General features: G+C 27.6%; 14 protein-coding genes. 9 read left to right on the forward strand and 5 right to left on the reverse strand.

Translation table 11 applies throughout. The annotated features are described in order from the left end of the window. Positions 1 to 113: 113 nt before the first annotated feature. The 8 genes from EG240_RS06400 to EG240_RS06435 all read left to right on the forward strand — a co-directional run bounded on the left by EG240_RS06400 (position 114) and on the right by EG240_RS06435 (position 6,888). Positions 114 to 1,442, forward strand: a complete 1,329-nt coding sequence (locus tag EG240_RS06400; protein ID WP_125018566.1) for a hypothetical protein — start codon at positions 114 to 116, stop codon at positions 1,440 to 1,442. A 10-nt stretch (positions 1,443 to 1,452) separates the two neighbouring features. Further along, complete coding sequence (locus EG240_RS06405) at positions 1,453 to 2,091, forward strand: murein L,D-transpeptidase catalytic domain-containing protein (RefSeq protein ID WP_125018567.1); 639 nt, start codon at positions 1,453 to 1,455, stop codon at positions 2,089 to 2,091. 31 nt (positions 2,092 to 2,122) lie between these two features. Continuing rightward, positions 2,123 to 2,425 (forward strand): hypothetical protein, encoded by a 303-nt coding sequence (locus EG240_RS06410; protein ID WP_125018568.1) that lies wholly within the window; start codon positions 2,123 to 2,125, stop codon positions 2,423 to 2,425. A gap of 129 nt (positions 2,426 to 2,554) precedes the next feature. Beyond that, the gene (locus EG240_RS06415; RefSeq protein WP_125018569.1) at positions 2,555 to 3,346 is read left to right on the forward strand and encodes a DUF4261 domain-containing protein; all 792 of its coding nucleotides are present in this window, start codon (positions 2,555 to 2,557) and stop codon (positions 3,344 to 3,346) included. A gap of 314 nt (positions 3,347 to 3,660) precedes the next feature. After that, entirely contained in the window at positions 3,661 to 4,161 is a 501-nt protein-coding gene (locus EG240_RS06420) for a helix-turn-helix domain-containing protein (protein ID WP_125018570.1), read from the forward strand. A gap of 33 nt (positions 4,162 to 4,194) precedes the next feature. Next, on the forward strand, positions 4,195 to 4,863 hold the full coding sequence (locus tag EG240_RS06425; RefSeq protein WP_125018571.1) for a spermidine synthase: 669 nt from the start codon (positions 4,195 to 4,197) through the stop codon (positions 4,861 to 4,863). Positions 4,864 to 4,876: 13 nt separating this feature from the next. Further along, positions 4,877 to 5,770 (forward strand): transporter, encoded by an 894-nt coding sequence (locus EG240_RS06430; RefSeq protein ID WP_158611996.1) that lies wholly within the window; start codon positions 4,877 to 4,879, stop codon positions 5,768 to 5,770. Beyond that, entirely contained in the window at positions 5,770 to 6,888 is a 1,119-nt protein-coding gene (locus EG240_RS06435; protein WP_125018573.1) for a GNAT family N-acetyltransferase, read from the forward strand. Before EG240_RS06430 ends, EG240_RS06435 begins: the two co-directional genes overlap by 1 nt. A 100-nt stretch (positions 6,889 to 6,988) precedes the next feature. Here the strand turns inward: EG240_RS06435 and EG240_RS06440 are convergent, their stop codons facing one another. The 5 genes from EG240_RS06440 to EG240_RS06460 form a co-directional block, all read right to left on the reverse strand. Continuing rightward, positions 6,989 to 7,777 carry a tetratricopeptide repeat protein gene (locus EG240_RS06440; RefSeq protein ID WP_125018574.1) on the reverse strand — a complete coding sequence of 263 codons (789 nt, stop codon included), beginning with the start codon at positions 7,775 to 7,777 and terminating at the stop codon, positions 6,989 to 6,991. A gap of 75 nt (positions 7,778 to 7,852) precedes the next feature. Beyond that, positions 7,853 to 9,241 carry a sigma-54-dependent transcriptional regulator gene (locus EG240_RS06445; protein ID WP_125018575.1) on the reverse strand — a complete coding sequence of 463 codons (1,389 nt, stop codon included), beginning with the start codon at positions 9,239 to 9,241 and terminating at the stop codon, positions 7,853 to 7,855. Positions 9,242 to 9,331: 90 nt separating this feature from the next. After that, entirely contained in the window at positions 9,332 to 11,647 is a 2,316-nt protein-coding gene (gene tamL / locus EG240_RS06450; protein ID WP_125018576.1) for a translocation and assembly module lipoprotein TamL, read from the reverse strand. Next, entirely contained in the window at positions 11,634 to 16,655 is a 5,022-nt protein-coding gene (locus tag EG240_RS06455; protein ID WP_125018577.1) for a translocation/assembly module TamB domain-containing protein, read from the reverse strand. The genes tamL and EG240_RS06455 overlap by 14 nt, the downstream gene beginning before the upstream one ends. Before the next feature lie 401 nt (positions 16,656 to 17,056). After that, the gene (locus EG240_RS06460) at positions 17,057 to 18,367 is read right to left on the reverse strand and encodes a DEAD/DEAH box helicase (RefSeq protein WP_125018578.1); all 1,311 of its coding nucleotides are present in this window, start codon (positions 18,365 to 18,367) and stop codon (positions 17,057 to 17,059) included. A 63-nt stretch (positions 18,368 to 18,430) separates the two neighbouring features. On the opposite strand from EG240_RS06460, the gene EG240_RS06465 reads away from it, so the two are divergent. Continuing rightward, positions 18,431 to 18,847, forward strand: coding sequence for a hypothetical protein (locus EG240_RS06465; RefSeq protein ID WP_125018579.1), 417 nt, complete (start codon positions 18,431 to 18,433; stop codon positions 18,845 to 18,847). Positions 18,848 to 18,936 lie beyond the last annotated feature (89 nt).

An 18,936-nucleotide genomic window follows, 5' to 3' on the forward strand; every position in this document is an offset into this window, starting at 1 on the left:
CATACTAAAGAAACTCAATATTTTTCAGGAATATATTCAAATGCATCAATTTTTTTGTGTGATTATATTTCCAAAAAAAAATCTACTCAATTTTTTTTAAAATTAAAAGCCAAATGAAAAACACTCTAATTCTTTTATTATTATTATTATTTCATTTTTTTTCATATTCACAGCCTGTCAAAGAATATTTTCCAACTGGTGGAAACACAACTAAAATAGAAGAAAAAAATAAAATTGTCTGCCTAACTTGTGACACATTAATTCTAAATAGCGGAAAACCACAAATCATCGCATACAAAATAAATAAGCGTAATATTTCTAATAAAAATTTCCCGCAACCTACTGATATTGAATTAAGAAATAATATGTATAAATTCAGTAAAATAATGGATCGTGAAATATTTGAACTTAAAAATAATTTTCAAAATGCCGATTTGCATAAAATTTATAAAAATACATACATAAAAATAAAAAATGATGCCAATGAAATAATAAACTTTTTAGATTTAGAAAATTTCTACGAAGGAATAATTTATTGGGATGGTAAATCAAAAAGTAAAATAATTAGAAATGATAATATTATTTTAAGTTCTGAATTGTTTTCAAAACAATCTGGAGAAAATATAATATCTTCATACATTAATGAATTTGCAAATGTGGAGCAAGAGATTTCTAAACTTTTAACACCTTCTACTCCAACTAAAGCTTTGATTGAGAAAACAAATCTTTTTTTGATAAACACTTTTTTTGATGACAATTTTTTACCAACTCCTTTTTTAAGCTTTAATAAAGTAAAAGAAATTTCAATCGAAATAGAACCTGATAAAAAATTAATTTTCATTTTCAATGAATTAAATCAATTGGTAAATTACAATACTCAAATTACAAAGTGTGAAATACAATATAAAAACGGTATTCCCGTTTTAAATAAAACAACAATAAATGAGGATCAAATTTTAGAAGAAAATTATTTTGTATTCAAAGAAAATTCCATTTCTGTAGAAAATGATAATTATATCAGAACCTATGAATTACATGAAAATGTTTTTTTTGAAACCAATGTATTTGAGAAAACAGAAACATTCAGTTATGATTCATTTATAAAGAATTACAAATTAAATATTAATCAAGATCAAAATTGTCAGACTTTTCTCGATATGGACAATGTGCCGAATTCAATTTGTTTTAGCAATTTAAATTGGAATCTTCCTTTAAATATTACTAAAAGAGCTAAAAACTTAATTTATAACGAAAAAAACATCTATAATAATACAAATAATGAATTTATAATCGAAGATATCGGAATAAATCGAACAAAAAAATATACATTTAAAATTGAAGATGGAATCTTAAAAAAAATAGATTTTCAGATTTTGTATCCTAATGATATAGATTCTTCAAAAAACTACACAATGAATGTTGAATATAAATTCTACAAATAAATCATAAAACATGCTTAAATCAATCATAGCTTTTATTCTTTTAATAGTAATTATAGGTTGTAATAAAAATAGTGCAACTTCAATTACTAAAAATAATGAAGAAAAAGAATTCAATGAAAAAATCAAAACAAAAGCAGTTGAAGCTTTGAAATATTGTAAAGAAGAAAACTTCAACACAGATTTTTGTATTTTAATTGACATGAATATTCATTCAGGAAAAAACAGAATGTTTGTTTACGATTTCAAGAAAAACGAAATTGAAAGAAGTTCACTTTGCGCACATGGAAGCGGAAAGGGAAATAAAAAAAGTACAGGTTCAAAACCACAATTTAGTAACGAAGAAGGAAGTTTATTAACTTCAATTGGTAAATTTAAGATTGGAGCGCGTTCGTATAGTCAATTTGGAATTAATATACATTACAAACTTCATGGGCTTGAAAAAACTAATGATAATGCCTTTCAACGCATTGTTGTTCTTCATTCTTACACACCAGTTTCTTCAACTGAAATTTATCCAATTCATTTACCAATGGGCTTTAGTCATGGTTGTCCAGTGACTGATGATGATACGATGACTTATCTGGATGAAAAATTGAAAAACACTGAAAAACCAGTTTTACTTTGGATATATTATGATGATAAATCTTAAAAACTTTTTTTCATCAATAAATTTAGAATAAATGAAAAACCCAATTACACATACATTTCTTAGAATTCTTCTTTTAATTATTGGAATCATACTTTCATCAATTGTTGCATTATCAGGACTTAATCCGAATAGAAAATGTGCAACAGGTGATTTTTATGCGATTTCAATTGCCATATTTATATTTTATATTTTTTGGTTTTTATTTTTGATAATCGAAGCGTTTATACTAAATAAGAAAAATGAAAAAAAACTAAGGAACATAAATTTAATTCTAGCTTTCTTTTTTCCGGTTTTATTTGCGATAATTGGTTTATACTTTGAGATAATCAATTAATTAAAAAATATTTTCTAAAAATAATTTACTTTAGTTTATATATTGAATTATTTATTTAATTTTAAGTTAAAAATATAAAATACTATATAATTTTAACTTACGGTTAAAAATTGATAAAATTAAATAATTATGGCATTTTTCAATTTATTTAAAAAGAAAGAAACAGAAGTAATTACAGAAGAAAATAAAATGCTTTTGGCAATGCCTTTGTTTACAAATGAAAACAGATACGATCTAAACACAGTCGCTCAAAATCTAATTAATGACTGGAATTTAAATGTAACAAATGTTGAAGGAAATAACGACACTGCTTTTATAACAATTGATGAAGAACTTGTGGCATTAGCTTTTATTCCATCAACAATTCCTGAACAAGAACTTAAACCTACAGCAAAATATGCTTATAATTGGGAAAATGTAACTGAAGATATTAAACATATCGATGGTCATGCAATAGTTTCAATTATGAATGGAAACAAAACAAATCTTGAAAGATACTTTATACTTTCAAAAGTTATCTTTTCCATTTTATCAACGTCAAAATCAATTGGAGTTTATCAAGGAAGTCAAACACTTTTAATTCCAAGAAAACAATATTTGGATTTTCATAATGATATTAAAAATAACGAAATTCCGATTCCACTTTGGATTTATATTGGAATCAGAAAAACTGAAATTGGAAACTCAATTTACACTTTTGGATTGAAAGATTTTAATAAATTAGAATTAGAAATTATAAATTCTAAATCATCATTAGATGAAATTCATACTTTTATATTGAATATTGCAAGCTATGTAATCAAAAAAAATATTGCTTTAAAAGATGGAGAAACAATTGGTTTTACAGCCGATCAAAAAATTTTAATCAAACAATCTGAAGGAAAATATTTAGAAGGTGATACATTAAAACTATTTTATTGAAACATAAACTAAAAAAAACAGTTATAAAAAATATTGATATTTAGTCAATATTTTTTTTTGTCTTATTATAAAAAAAGAAGAATTACAATTGTAATAAAATTCCAAAATCCCGAATTCACAATTGTAACAATTATTAAAGTTACATTTGTAAACTAGGTTTTTTTAGATTATTTTTTAATACAATATATTGTAAATCAGTTTTTAATATAGTTTTATTTAAGTTTTTAGTTTAACTAAATTAACAATAACAATTTAAATTTTGCAATCACTTTTTAATTGTTTACATTTGTAAAAAAAGCAAATAAATTAATATTATGAAGGATTTTGATAGAAGATTATTATATATTTTTGAGAAGTTTCAACTAAATGCTTCTTCATTTGCTGACAAAATTGGTGTACAACGTTCAAGCATGTCACACATTCTTTCTGGGAGAAACAAACCTAGTTTAGATTTCATTTTAAAAATTTACGAAACGTTTCCAGAAATAAGTCTAACCTGGTTAACTTTAGGTGAAGGTCAATTTTATAAAAATAGTAACCCCGACTCTACTTTGAATTCAGTTATAATAGAAGAAGTAATTGATATAAAAAAAGGAGATGAAAAACTATTCCAAGAAATGGATTTAGTCAATGAACAAATTTCAAATTCTGAAATATCTCAACCCATTGAAGCCGAAATTGATCATTCAAAATCAAATCTGATTGAATCATCTGAAGAAAAAATTTCACTACCAATATTGAATAGTGATTCAGATATAGAACAAATTCTGTTTTTTTACAAAGACGGAACTTTTAAATCATACCGACCGAAGTAAACTTTTATTATATTTGAATTTCAATAAAATCAAATGATAAAGAAATTCCTAAGTTATTTAATTCCAATTCCGATTGAAATTATTCCTTCAAACGTAAGTGAACAATTAGAACTTACTTGGAATAACGGAAAACTCGTTTTGGACACAAAACATACAAATTATTCTTACGGAAATCTGCAAAAGGTTTTACGTAAAGGTTTATTGAAAATTGGAAAAGAAAATATCAATCAAATGCAGCATATTTTGCTATTAGGAGTTGCTGGCGGTAGTGTTGTAGAAACTTTAACTCGTGAATTTAAGTTCGAAAAAAAAATTACCGGAATTGAAATTGATCCTGTCGTAATTAAAGTTGCAGAAAAATATTTTCATTTAAATGAGATTCAAAATTTTGAAGTAATTCTTGCAGACGCAAACATATTCGTAACAGAAACTAAACATATTTATGACCTGATTATCATTGATATTTTTGAAGATTGTTTTATGCCCGATTTTGTTTATTCCGAAGCTTTTATTTCAAATATCAAGAAAATTTTAAAACCAAAAGGATACATTTTGTTCAACACAATAGTTTTAAACAAAACTGCCGAAGAAAAAAACAAATCTTATAAAAATCAGTTCGAAAGCACTAAATTTGTAGTTCAAAGTTTCCCGAATATTGATGACAAAAACGAACTTTTTCTTATCAAAAAGGAATATGAATAACTCAATCAAATCAATGAAATATATATATTTATTTTGTATTTCTCTTTTAAGTTTTGCTGCAAATGCACAATACACAAAGGAAATCAACTCTAACCGTCCAAGTTTATCGATGGGTGCTTATTCTGTAAGCAAATCAATTCTGCAAATTGAAGGCGGACTTGGATATCAACAAGATGAATACAGTAATGAACGATATAATAACCATACTTTAATTGATTTACAATTTCGTTATGGTGCTTTTTTCGAACAATTGGAATTTGTTGCAGATGTAAAATTTGATAATACACGACAAGTTAATTTTGACCAGAAAAATAATTTTAGTGGTTTTAGACAAACATCGATTGGTGCAAAATATATGGTTTACGATTCATATCGAAATTATGTAGAAAAACGAAATATTTATAGCTGGAAAGCAAATCAAAGATACAAATGGCGAAGATTAGTTCCTGCAGTTGCAGTTTATGTTGGAGCTGATTTTAAAGGTGATGAAAATTATTTCCCGAAAAATATGCCTGCAACTACTTTAAAAGGAATGATTATAACACAGCAACATATCAATAATAATTTATCTTTTGTAACAAATTTAATCGTTGAAAACGCAACAAATAACGATTTTAGAAGTTACGGATATATTGCAACACTGTCTTATGGTTTTAGTCAAAATTGGTCCGTTTTTGCTGAGAATCAAGGTTTCTTTAGAAAATATGAAGGAGTTAAACAAAATTTTAAAGATGATTGTATTCTTAGAGGTGGATTCACTTATTTGGTAAATAAAAATCTGCAATTAGATATTTCTGGAGGAACAACTATTGGAAATACACCACACAAAATGAGCGGTCAAATTGGTGCTTCTTGGAGAACCCATAAAAAATACAAACAAACAAACGAAGTAGAAGATATTTTATAATGATAGAAGTTAGAGAAATAAAATCTGAAAAGGAATTAGAAGACTTTGTGAAATTTCCATTTAAATTATACAAAGGAAATAAATATTGGGTTCCTTCGATCATAAAAGAAGAATTAAAAAGTTTTAATCCAAATCAGGATATTTTTAAAACTGTTGATGTAAAGTATTATTTAGCTTACAAAAATAATGAAATTGTTGGTCGTGTTGCAGCGATTATCAATTGGACTGAAGTCAATGAACTTAAAAAAAGTAAAGCGCGTTTCGGTTGGTTAGAAATGATTGATGACATCAATGTTACAAAAGCTTTGTTGGACAAAGTCGTTGAATTCGGAAAAGAAAAAAATCTTGAATACATTGAAGGTCCAATGGGATTTTCAAATATGGATAAAGCCGGAATGTTGACTGAAGGTTTCAATTATATCGCCACAATGATTGGTTTTTATAATTATGAATATTATCCTAAACATTTAGAACAATTAGGTTATAAACCAGAAGCTGAATGGATTGAATATTCTATGGAACTAAAAAACATTAGTGCATCGTATGATATGGAAAAAATTTCTGCATTAATTGAAAAAAGATATAAAGTTCGTTCACTAGAATTTGAATCTATTAAAGATGTTTTACCTTATGTAGATGAAATGTTTGGTTTATTAAATAAAAGTTACGCAGGTTTACAAAGTTTTGTTCCAATTCAACAATTTCAAATTGACCATTACAAAGAGAAATATTTGAACTTTATTCATCCTGATTTTATTAGTTGTATTGTCGATGAATTTGGAAAAATAATTGCATTTGGAATTACAATGCCTTCATTCTCTAAAGCATTCCAAAAGGCAAACGGAAAATTACTTCCTTTTGGATGGTGGCATTTATTACGAGCAATGAAAAAAAATGACCACGTAGAGTTTTATTTAATTGGAGTGGATCCTAAATTTCAAAACAAAGGTATAAACGCCTTGATTTTTAGAGATTTACACAATAGATTTAAAAAAAGAGGAATAAAAACAGTAGAAACAAATCCATTACTAATTGAAAATAATAAAATTCAACAACTTTGGCAGCAATTCAATCCATTAACACATAAGGAAAGAAAAACATATCGTTTAGATTTATAAATAAATTTAATGCCCCAAAAGTAAGATACTTATTGGGGCATTTTTTTATGATACAAAATTAAATTGTGATTTCATTTAGTTTAAACTTGTCTTGTAAAGTTTACCATTTAACTTTATACGGATAATCTTCATAAATAGCATTATCTTCATTAATTGTAAAACCTTTAGAAGCATATTCTTTTGCTAGTTTGAGTAGTTTTGAAGATTCTAAATTATTGTCATTAATTTTATTTAATGCCAAAGCTTTATAATAAATTACATCTGAAAATTTTGGGTATTGATTTAATGCTTCATCAAAAATTGTAATTGCCTCTTGATATTTTCCTAATTCATATTTTGTTACACCTAGATAAAATAAATCTAAATGATGTGCTTCACTAAACATCTTTTTTTGATTCGAAATTGTTTCTTCAAAACTTGATTCAGCCTTAATAAAATCTTTTAATTGTAGATGAGATAATCCAATATAAAAAGTATAAGAATGATCCATTTCAAAACTATCTCCATAATTATTAATGCATTCTTGAAAATCAATTATCGCATCTTTATAGTCTTTAACAAAAATACACTTTATAAAAGCTCGGTAAGCCAAATATCTTTTTGAATCTAAAATGACAGCTTTGTCTAGATGTTTCATTCCAGTTTCATATTGCTTTAGTTTAAAATAAGGCATTGCTTTTTGTTGCCATAAATAGGCAATAGTAGAATCTTTTTTTATTCCTTCATCGATACATTCTTGATATTCGTCTAAATTCTTATAAAAATTTATCTTATCAGCACAATCATAAATATGCTCCTGAATAATTTGGTCTTTTCTAGATTTTTGATCATTCTGTGCATTACATGTAAACAAAGTAAGAAAAGATAAAAAATATACAAATTTTATCATTTTAAGGTGGTTTGATTTATTACATACAATATAATGATAAAAAATAAATAATTTTAAAAAAACAACGAGCTGTATTTATAGCTCGATGTTATATAATTTTATTTTATTATAAAGCGTTTTCCTATCAATTCCTAGAATTTGTGCAGCTTTAGTTTTATTAAATTTAGCTTTTTCCAAGGCTGTAATAATCGTATTCTCTTCATTTTTTGAAGAAAAAAGTTTAAATTCATCTTCAGTGTCTAATAAAATATTTGTTGTTTTATTTAAAGAACTAGTATTAAAAAATTCTTCAGGCAAAACTTCTTTCTGAATGTAATTTAATGAACTTAAAAGCACAGCACGTTTAATAACGTTTCGCATTTCGCGTAAATTTCCAGGCCAATCATAATCAAGAAAAATTGATTTAACTTCATCAGAAAAATCGATTATTTCTTTTTCTAAATCAGCATTGGATTGTTTCAAAAAGAAATCAGCAAAAAGTAAAATATCATTTTCCCTTTCAGATAATCGAGGAGCTTTAATCGAAAATTCATTTAATCGATGGTATAAATCTTCTCGAAATTCTCCTTCTCGAACAGCTCGTTGTAAGTCTTCATTTGTTGCTGCAATTACACGAATATCAACATCTATTTCTTTACTACTTCCAATTGGTTTTATTTTTCGTTCTTGCAAAGCTCGTAATAATTGAACTTGAACTTCATAAGATAAGTTTCCAACTTCATCCAAAAATAAAGTTCCGCCATTAGCGGCTTCAAAATGTCCAATTTTGTCATTTATAGCACCGGTAAAAGAACCTTTTAAATGTCCAAAAAATTCACTTGCGGCAAGTTCTTTAGGTATGGCACCACAATCAACTGCAATATAAGGTTTTGAAGCTCTTTTACTTTGCTGATGAATTGAAAATGCGATATTTTCTTTTCCTGTACCACTATCGCCAATAACTAAAACTGAAATATTTGTCGGAGCAACTAGATCGATATATTTATGTAATTCTAAAGAAACTTCACTTTTTCCTTTAACTACAGATAAATCGTTTAACTGTTTGTTTCTCGATGTTTTTGAAACTTTAGTTTGCTCCGATTTTTCTTCGGCAATATTTAATTTATTAATTAATGCTTGATTGATTGTATGTAAAATTTCATCCGAATTTATCGGTTTTGAAACATAATCAAAAGCACCTAATTTCATTGCATTTACAGCTGTTTTAATATCGGCATAACCCGTCATTAAAATAACTTGAATTTCTGGATTTATATCTTTTACAAATTGAAGAATTTTAACGCCGTCGCTGTCTGGCAAACGCACATCGGTTAAAACTAAATCAAAATTTTGTTTCTTAATTAATTGTTCTGCTTCCAAAAAAGAAAATACTCCTGATGTTTCAAAACCTTTCTTATTCAGAAAAGTTTTAATCATTGAACAAAAAGAGACATCATCATCTATGACAAGAATTTTGTAAATCATTTAAATCTTTATTTAGGACAAAATTTAACTTAAGGATATAAAATTACCATAAAAAAACTGCTTAGGAAATTTTTAAGCAAACTTTAGGTTTTAGAATGGATAACCAATTGCGATATTAAGAATTAAATTATCTCTTCGCCATTGTTTGTCACCAAAATCAATATCTTTAAAATTCCAGCGGTCGCCACGTGGATAATATGGAACGCGAACTGGAAAAGCTAAATCCGTTCTGAAAATAAGAATAGAAAAATCGAAACGTAAACCTGCTCCAACACCAACTGCTAATTCTCTGTAAAAATCACTAGAAAATTGCCCACCTGGTTTTGAAGGTTCTTTATTTAGATTCCAAACATTTCCTGCATCAACAAAAACAGCGCCGTTTACTAAACCGAATAAATGCCCGCGATATTCAGCATTAAATTCCATTTTTATATCTCCAGATTGATCTTGTAAAAAAGTTCCTGATTCTGTTCGTGGATCAAAACTTCCTGGTCCTAAAGTTCGAGCTCTAAACGCACGAATACTGTTTGAGCCACCTATGAAAAATTGTCTAGAAAATGGCATAAACTGCGAATTACCATACGCATATCCAATTCCTCCAACCACACGAGTTGCTAATTGTGATTTTTCTCCAAGTTTTAAATAATATCTAAAATCGTGTTCTGTTTTAACGAATTGACTATAAGCAACACCTAAAATTTCTTTCTGATTTCCTTTTCTAACATTTGCACCAGATAAAATACCAATAATATTTCCTGATAAATCTAAACTACCTTTGTAGTAAATAGAATTTTTTTGAGGAATCATTGTATTCGTATAAGTATATGCATAATGTGGCCCAAAAATCAATTGCTTTTCAACAACACGCTGCAATGATAAATTGTTTTCCATTTGTTGACGGTACTTTTCTGTAATGGTTTCTGGAGTTACATACGAAATATCAACAATATTTAATTCGTGTTCCTTTTTTATGTTTTCTTTCCAAACATAACCAAATGAACCCGAAAAGTTATGCAAGGTATAAAGCTGTGTACGGTTTTGATATTCATAACCTAAAGCAACTTTAGTTCGTGGAACGAATGCACTTGATGAATGAAATTTAAAAGGCGCAATGATTCTTGGAAATAACAAATTGAATTTAGAACCAATTCGGTAAATATTATTTGCATCTTTTACACCACCAATCTGATATTCAAAACCACCATAAATAGATGCAGTAAACAATTCGGCACCTTTAAAAAAGTTACGATTACTCCAGTTTAAGTTCAATTCACTACCTGCGTATCCCGCAGAATTTGTTTTGGCAAGAAATTCTAATCGCAATGATTTGAACTCATTTGGTGTTAAGTAATAATATGCGTCAAATTTATGATTTAATGAATCTGAAATTACGAATTCATTCTTTACAAACTTAAAAGTACCTAAATTTATTAATCTACTTAACGATAGATTTTGGTCTTTTACGTTGTATAAATCTCCTTTTTGAAAATACAAAGCATGGTCGAAAATTTCAGGTTTAAAAAGTTTTTTTCTATCGATAATAGTTATTCCTTTATCGTTTTGTAAACTATCGATGCGATTTAAATTAATTGTTCTATTTCGTCTTCGTGTTGTATTTTGATTGGTATTTAATTTATAATCTGCAAAAACAATGACGCGTTCAATTGTGAAAGGCTCTGTTGCTAATTCAGCCGTTTTGTTTTTTACTTTTACAATTAAATCTACCTTATGATTTCCGACAGTAGAATCGACTTGAACCAAAATATCATCGGGATTGAAATAATAATAGCCCTTTTCTTTTAAATCAGAATCAATACGAATACGCTCGTCTTTTATTACATCTAAATTGAACGGAGAACCAACTTTTAATAGCGATTTATCGGCAGTTTTAGCAATAGCTTCTGTTAGTTTAGAATCATTATTATTGAAGATAACTTTACCAATTTTATATTGATTTTTGGGCTGCACATTATAAATTACCTCGGCACGTTTGTTTATAGAATCGATTTGATAATTTGAAGAAACATTGAAATAACCTTGATTTTCAGAATAATTATCGATGATGCTTCGCATAAAGTCGGTATCAACATCTTTTAGTAAAACCGGCTTCTCACCTACTTTATATTTTAACCAATATTTAAATCCTTTATCTTTTTTCGTTTCAGGAGCAATATTATAGATTAATAATTTAGGTCGTAATCCAAAAATAGATTTATTTGGTCTCGGAACCAATTGACTTTCTAAACTACTTTTTAATTTTGCAATTTGAGTTTTAGATAACGAATCACCAATTATATTAATCTCTGAGCCAGTGTACAACGCTTCGCCCTCTTTCAGATATCTTGTATTACTACAAGAAGCTAATAAAACGGCAGTTGCTATAAAAATATATTTACTTACTTTCATCGTTTGCCTTTTTAGTTGAATTTGATTGATTTTTAGCTGCGTTATTTTTGTTTCTCAAAATTTCTTTAAACTTATTGTAATCCAATGTAATAACAAATCCAAGTCCTGTTTCTACAACTTCACCTTGAAGCGCCACTTGATATTCGTTAACACGATAAGCTCTTAAAGTATAACGTCCGTTTTTAGAAAGTTTATATTCAATAGTGACATCGCCAGCAATATTATTAGTTTGCTCATTTTCACGTCCTTCTCCTTCTAAACCAAAATTACTACCAACCGTAACTTTTAATCTGTCGTGAAACAAACTTTTAGAAACCCCAATATTTAAATCGGTACGTACATTTTTATCTCCAGTTGAATAATCGTCTTGTGATTCTAAATCGAAATTAATATCAACTCCAGTAATTAAACTAGAAGCCAAACTATTCAATTGTTGTGAAAGCAATTTACTCACACTTTGGCGTGCCATACTTGAAGCCGAAATGTTAACGTTGGTATCGAACGGATTTTCACCAATAAAACGATTTAAAATCAATAAAGCCAAGACTTGTTTGTTAAGTTCAGACTCTTCATTTCGCAATTGTTCTAATTTTGATTTTACAGTTGAAACAACTTCTGAAGAAACATTAGAATTATCTTCATCTAGTTCAATATTAAACGATATTTCAGGTTTCAACAATTCGCCTTTCATGATCAATAGCGTTTCAAACGGAAGTTTTTGTTTATACAGATTAATATCTTGAGTTGCATCCGATGTCAATTGTTGTTGAACCAAATCTAAAGGAGCTGTTTTTAATTTATAAACCGCCGTAAGATTTACATCTGCTTTAGTTGGTTCACCAGTCCAAACGATAGTACTTCCTTGTTGAATATCAAATTTACGTTTTATAAAGTTGACCGACATATCGTAAGTTCCTTGATTCACTTCATAAGTTCCGACCAAAGTCGTTTTCCCAGATGGGTCGATTCCTCCTGTCAATTGGGCTTCACCCTGAATTTTCACAACATCATTATTTATTTTGTCAAGAACAATGGCAATTTTTGCATCTTTATCCACTTCGATATTTACCGATACATCCAATCCCGTGATTTCAGAATTGGTAATTTCTTCATCTTTGATAATGGTTTCTTCCAAAACCAATTGGTCTTGGTCAATAAATTCGATAATACCTTCGCGTTCTTGTAAAGCTGGACTGTATTGTGGCATCACAAAAGTGAAATCGGTTTGATTGGTCACTTTTAAATTTCCGCTAACCTTTGGTAGATTCATATTTCCTTTGATGTTTAAATTCACATCTAAGGCCGCAACGCCATACAACATATCATCTCCTGAATTTGTTGAATTGACCAATTTAAAACCTTGCCCAAATAAAGCTAAATCAAATTTAAAATCGCGATATGTTTTGGTTAAAATGTTTCCGTTTAAGGTTAACAAGTTATCATCTGTATCACTAATACTGAAATTATTAAAAGAAATTCCATCGTTTGTGAACGAAATTTTATCGTCTATTTTTTTAAAAGTTGCATTTAAACTATTAACGTGTAAACCGACATCATTAAACTTCAAATCTCCTAAAATCGAAGGTTTTTCAGTATTTCCTGTAATATTTAAATTACCTGAAATAAACCCTTTAGCATCCGAAATCATTTGTTGTGAAAAACCTTGTAAGCTTTTCATTTGCAGTTGTTCGACATCGACATTTAAATCAAACGATTCGGAAACCGTATCATAAAAACCCGTTGCTTTTACATCGTTATTATAACCCGATAATTCAACATTTGCACTTAATTTATCATCCGCTTCATTACTGACATTTAAAAATAAATTTCCTACTTTGCTTCCAAAAACGTTTAATTTATCAACATTCAAATCCGATGTGAATGTCATTTTATTTTTTAAATCATTAATTTGAGCTTTTCCATTAATGATTCCACTTGCCAGAAGTGTGTCTTTTTTAATCATTTCTGTAATAGTTTCAATCGCAAAATCATTAATGTCGATATTCAATGGACTGTTTGGAATATCTTCTTCTGAATCGATGTGAATTTTACTTCCATTTTGTGAAATTTCAAAATCGTGAGCTAAAATTCCCTTTTCAGAAATCTGAATATAATTATCAGCATTTACATTCCAATCTACATAATTCAGTTTCAAACCATTTTCGTTTAAAGCAACCTGAATCATATCTTTTAAAGAGCTAACTTTTCCGCTTACCTCATATTTAATTTTATCTTCTATATCGCGAACACGCAAGTCATAACCAATTGTATTATCCTTAACTTGCCCAGATAAACTAGCCTTATTTAGATGAAAACTTTGGTTTTCTAAACCAAGTATTGATAAATTATAATCCAAATAATCAGCCTGATTTTCAATATTTAAATCAATTCCTGTCAAGATATTTTTACCATAAATCAATTCAGATATATTACTTTGAATTGAAATTTTATTTTCATCAGAATTAAATGAGCCAATCATCTCAATGTCCTTGAATCGCTCTAATTCAGGAAGAAATTTAGATAATAAATCATCGCTTTTAATGAGAACGGTAGCATTAAAATAGGCAGGTTCCAATTTCTGATTTAAAATCTCTTCAGAAAGATTAAGATTAAAATACGAATTTACATTACGTTGTAAATGTGTTGCTAAATCAGTTAATTTATATTTTCCGACAAGGTCAATATTGAAAACTTGTGATTGAAAACTAATTTGATTTTTTTCATCATTCGAAATTGCATTGAAATCAACATCCGTTAAAGGATAAAGTCCTTCCTTATAAGCCAAAGCAAAATCGTGTAAACTTAGATTCCCATTTAATTCATCAGGATTTAAATTTGAAAAATCAGCAGAAATTTTACCCGCTAAAGCAAAAGTTTCATCAAAGAATCCTGTTTTATATAAATCAATTTTTGTTACATCACCACTCAATTTTAAGCTTGGTGCTTCTTTGGTATATTTTCCGACAGCATTTAGATCAAAAATTATATTTTCGTCATCCATCTTGGCTGTAATATCAAAACTTCCTTGATTTACAGAACCTTTTAAATCAAAATCTTTATATGTATATGCATTGTATTTCGCCGAAGAAATATGAGCAGCAATCACAGCATCTGCACGCTCTAAATCAAAACTTTTTCCAGTCAACTTCAATGATGCTGAAACCTTACCAACAGAATCGTTTTTGATTAGTTTACCAACGTTAAAATCGTGAACATTAGCTTGAATAGCATATTTCTCAGCATTCTTTTTTTGCATATTCAAAACAGCCATTAAATCGGCCTTTCCAAAAGTAGAATTCAATTTTAAATCCGCGATAATGTTATTCAAACTACCTTTCGCCTTTCCGTTTAAATTGAATTGATTTGGTAATTGTATGTTATTCGGGATCGTTCCTTTTGGAATAAATTTATTCAAATCTCTTTCAGATATTGCAAACTCATTTACACGCAAATCAATCCATAAATCACTTGGATTCATTGCGTTTTTAACGATTCCGTTTGCATTGATTTTAGCCGTTCCTAAACCAGTAACCAGAAGTTTTTGAATATTTAAATCGTTTACTTTACCATTTAATTTTGAATCAACACTTAAAATAGCCGTTGGATAATCATTAAATGGAATCGTATTTTTTAAAGTAGGAACTAAAAGTAAAATATCAGAAAAAGCAATTCTTGTATTTGGAAGATTTGCCTTTAAATAAATACTTTCAAGGTTATTAGTTAAATCATCCTTAGATTGATATTCTAAAACAAATTCATCACGAATTAATGATTTTGGTGTTTTTAGATATAAATTTTTAAGGAAAGTAGCTTTTTCACCATAATTAAATTCAGTAGAAAATTCATCAATTTGTAAACCACTTTTTTCTTTTAAAAATGCTTCTGAAACAATTCCTTTAATTTCAGAATCATTAAAAACAAAATCATTTAATTTAAAATCTATTTTACTGAATTTCAAATGATTAAAATCAAAGTCTTGATTTGTTGGTTTAACTGAATTATCATTGTAATTAACGGCTACATTATTTAAATTCAATTGATTAAGCAAGAAGCTTAAACTGTTTTCAGAAACTGATTTTACATCTTCTTTTTCGTCTTTTTCAATATTTTTTTCACTTTGACTAAACATTGAAAAATCAACAACAGCGTTTGTTAGGTTGATTTTATCAACTTCGTATGAATTTTGTTGTAAATCAATTTTTTTGATGTTTGTAAGAAGATCCTCAAAAACGAAATGCGCTTTCATTTTTGAATTCTCATCAGCATAAACTACATTAAAATTCTTTAATTGTATCTCACCCAAATCAATTTTTAAAGGTTTTGAATCTGAGACAGAATCGGTTTGAGCTTCATTTGAATGAATAATACGTTCAATAATTTTTTGGTCGAAAGTAAAATTAAAACCATCGATTAAAATTGAATTAATAGCGTAATTATTTTCTTGTAAATCGAACGTTTTTACTGAAGTATTGAATTGGTTCAAACGAACATTAAAATCCATCTCAGAAACATCGTCCTTAAACTTTGCATGAATATTTTTTAGTTCAATGGTATGCAACGAAATGATAAAAGGTTTAGAATCTTTATCATCATCACTTTCGGTTGCAAAAGCGTCTAAAATAAAATCGAAATTAAATTTCCCTGTTTCGTTACGATTTATGTTTGCATTGATTCCATCTAAATCAATACTAGAAAGATTTGCTTGTGATTTTAAAAGATCGGGTAAATAAATTCCAACATTTAATTTATTTACAAATAAAAGTGTGTCAACATCTTTACCTTTGATATAAAATTTATCTAAAGAAATTTGATTTGGAAACGAAACATAAATTTTTTCTAATTCTATTTCTGTATCCAATTTAACTTTTAAATAACTGACCGCTTGATTTTTAACAAAATTCTGAACAGCAGGAAAGTGTAAACTAAAAATTAATCCAGTTAAAACAACCAGAAAAATAACCAAGCCGTAGGCGAAAACTTTGATGATTTTTAGTAATTTCTTTTGCAAAACAAGTTCAATTTTAAACAAATATAAGCAAAGAAAACCATGAATTATCTAGAAAATAAATATAAAACCAATTAAGATATAAATTAAGAACAGAATATTTACAAATATATATTTTAGTAACTTAAACTGTATTGTTTAAATTTAGATTATATGACGACAATGAAATAATTGCAAATGAAGTCCAATTTTATCCAATTTAAAAATAGCTTGAATAGCGGAGTGGATTTTCTATAACAGAAAAATATTTTTTAATAATCAAAACGATTGGAATAATTTCTTGTAGCTGTTAAATTTCGTTCAGAAAAACATTTTTAATAAAACCGAAAAAGGAAATTTTGTGATTAAAATTTCCTTCTTGTAACTTTATATTCTATAAATTTCAAAACGATAAAATAATTTTTTTAGTCTCTTGCTAAAGCAATTTTTACTTTTTTATTTTTTAGTTTAGTATTTTCCAATGAAGCTAATAAAGCTTTGATTTTATAAGATGAAATTGCAACAAAAGCTTGTGTATCTTTAACTTCAATCAAACCGATATCTTCTTTATTTAAACCACCCGTTTTAATTAAATAACCAACGATATCAACTTTATTAACCTTATCTTTTTTTCCAGCACTTATATATATAGTTTTGAAATCTGTTGCATTTTCAGTTTTATAATTTCCTGATAAATCTTCTAATGGCATTTCAGGATCAATAAAATCAAAATGTTCTTCATTGGTAATCATTACATAAATAATTCCTTTTGCTTTCATACGAGCCGTTCTACCATTTCGATGAATAAAAGCATCTTCTTTATCTGGAATTTGATAATGAATTACGTGACCAATTTCAGGAATATCAAGTCCGCGTGCAGCCAAATCAGTTGTAATTAAGACTCTCGAACTCTTATTTCTAAATTTCATCAAAGCTCTTTCTCGATCAGCTTGTTCTAATCCGCCATGAAAACTACCATTTGAAACTCCTTTTTTAGTCAAAGCTTCACTAATTCGGTCAACAGCATCACGGTGATTACAAAAAATAACAACCGTTTCTTTACCAATTTTACTAACTAGTTTAACAACCGTTTCCAATTTTTCTTCCGATTTAGATATCACTTTTTTGTAAGTTAAATCAGGTTGTGATTCTTCATTTTTCAAAAACTGAATACGTTCTGGATTTTCGATTCCAGTAAAATCTGGAATCTTTTTTAGATTTGTAGCCGAAGTCAACATTCGGAATTGAACATTCTTAAATGAATTGATGATAAAATCCATATCATTTTGAAAGCCCATTTCCAAAGCTTTATCAAATTCATCTAATACAAAACTAGATACATTATTTGTACTAAAATTATTTTCACGAATATGAAAAGCAATTCTTCCAGGCGTACCAACTAAAACAGCAGGTGGCGAACTCAAATTATTAACTTCAATCTTAGTCGAATGTCCACCATAACAAGAATTTATCTTAAAACCCGTTGCCATTTTTTTGAAAACATCTTCAATTTGAAGAGCCAATTCTCTCGAAGGAGCTAAAATAACCGCTTGTACGCCATTAACTTCCTTGTTTAATTTTGATAAAATTGGTAATAAAAAAGCAACTGTTTTTCCTGAACCTGTTGGAGATAATAAAATGATGTTATTTTTAGACTCTGAAGCACTTAATGCATTTGTTTGCATTGGATTTAGAGTATCTATATGTAAATTTTGTAGTATTTTTGTCGTATTCATAACTGCAAAGTTATACTTAATTTAATACAATTAAAAACTTAACAAACATTCACATTCAATATTATGCGTTTTTTTATAATCTTCACTTTAATAATAGTCTTATTTATCATTTTTGGAATTCTTTTCAAATTGACTCAAAATAAACAAACAAAAAAAATTGATATTAACTTTGAAGATATAGATTCATTAAATGTTTCAAAAATTGTTATTCAAGAAAATGATATTGACTTTATTCGAAATGAATTTTGGTTTCAGTACAAACAAAAAAAGATATTAAATAGAGTTAGTTTTAATATATTGAAGAAACATTTTGAAGAAGAAAATAATATAAAAATTTCAAACCTAAATCTAAATTCTGAAATTTCTAAATTAGAAAACAAAGATTTAGTTGAACTAATTATTTCAGATTCAACAGAAAAGGAACATGTTGCGCAGGCATTTAGAGAAATTGAAGAACGATTAAAATCCGTTAATTCCTGATTGTCAACAATTTTACGTCTTTATATTTTTTTTTATAAAAATTCTTCATTTTTGTATTTTCTATTCATTTTTTTATAATTTTATATAAG

The sequence above is a fragment of the Paenimyroides tangerinum genome, assembly GCF_003865405.1.
Taxonomy (GTDB): domain Bacteria; phylum Bacteroidota; class Bacteroidia; order Flavobacteriales; family Flavobacteriaceae; genus Flavobacterium; species Flavobacterium tangerinum.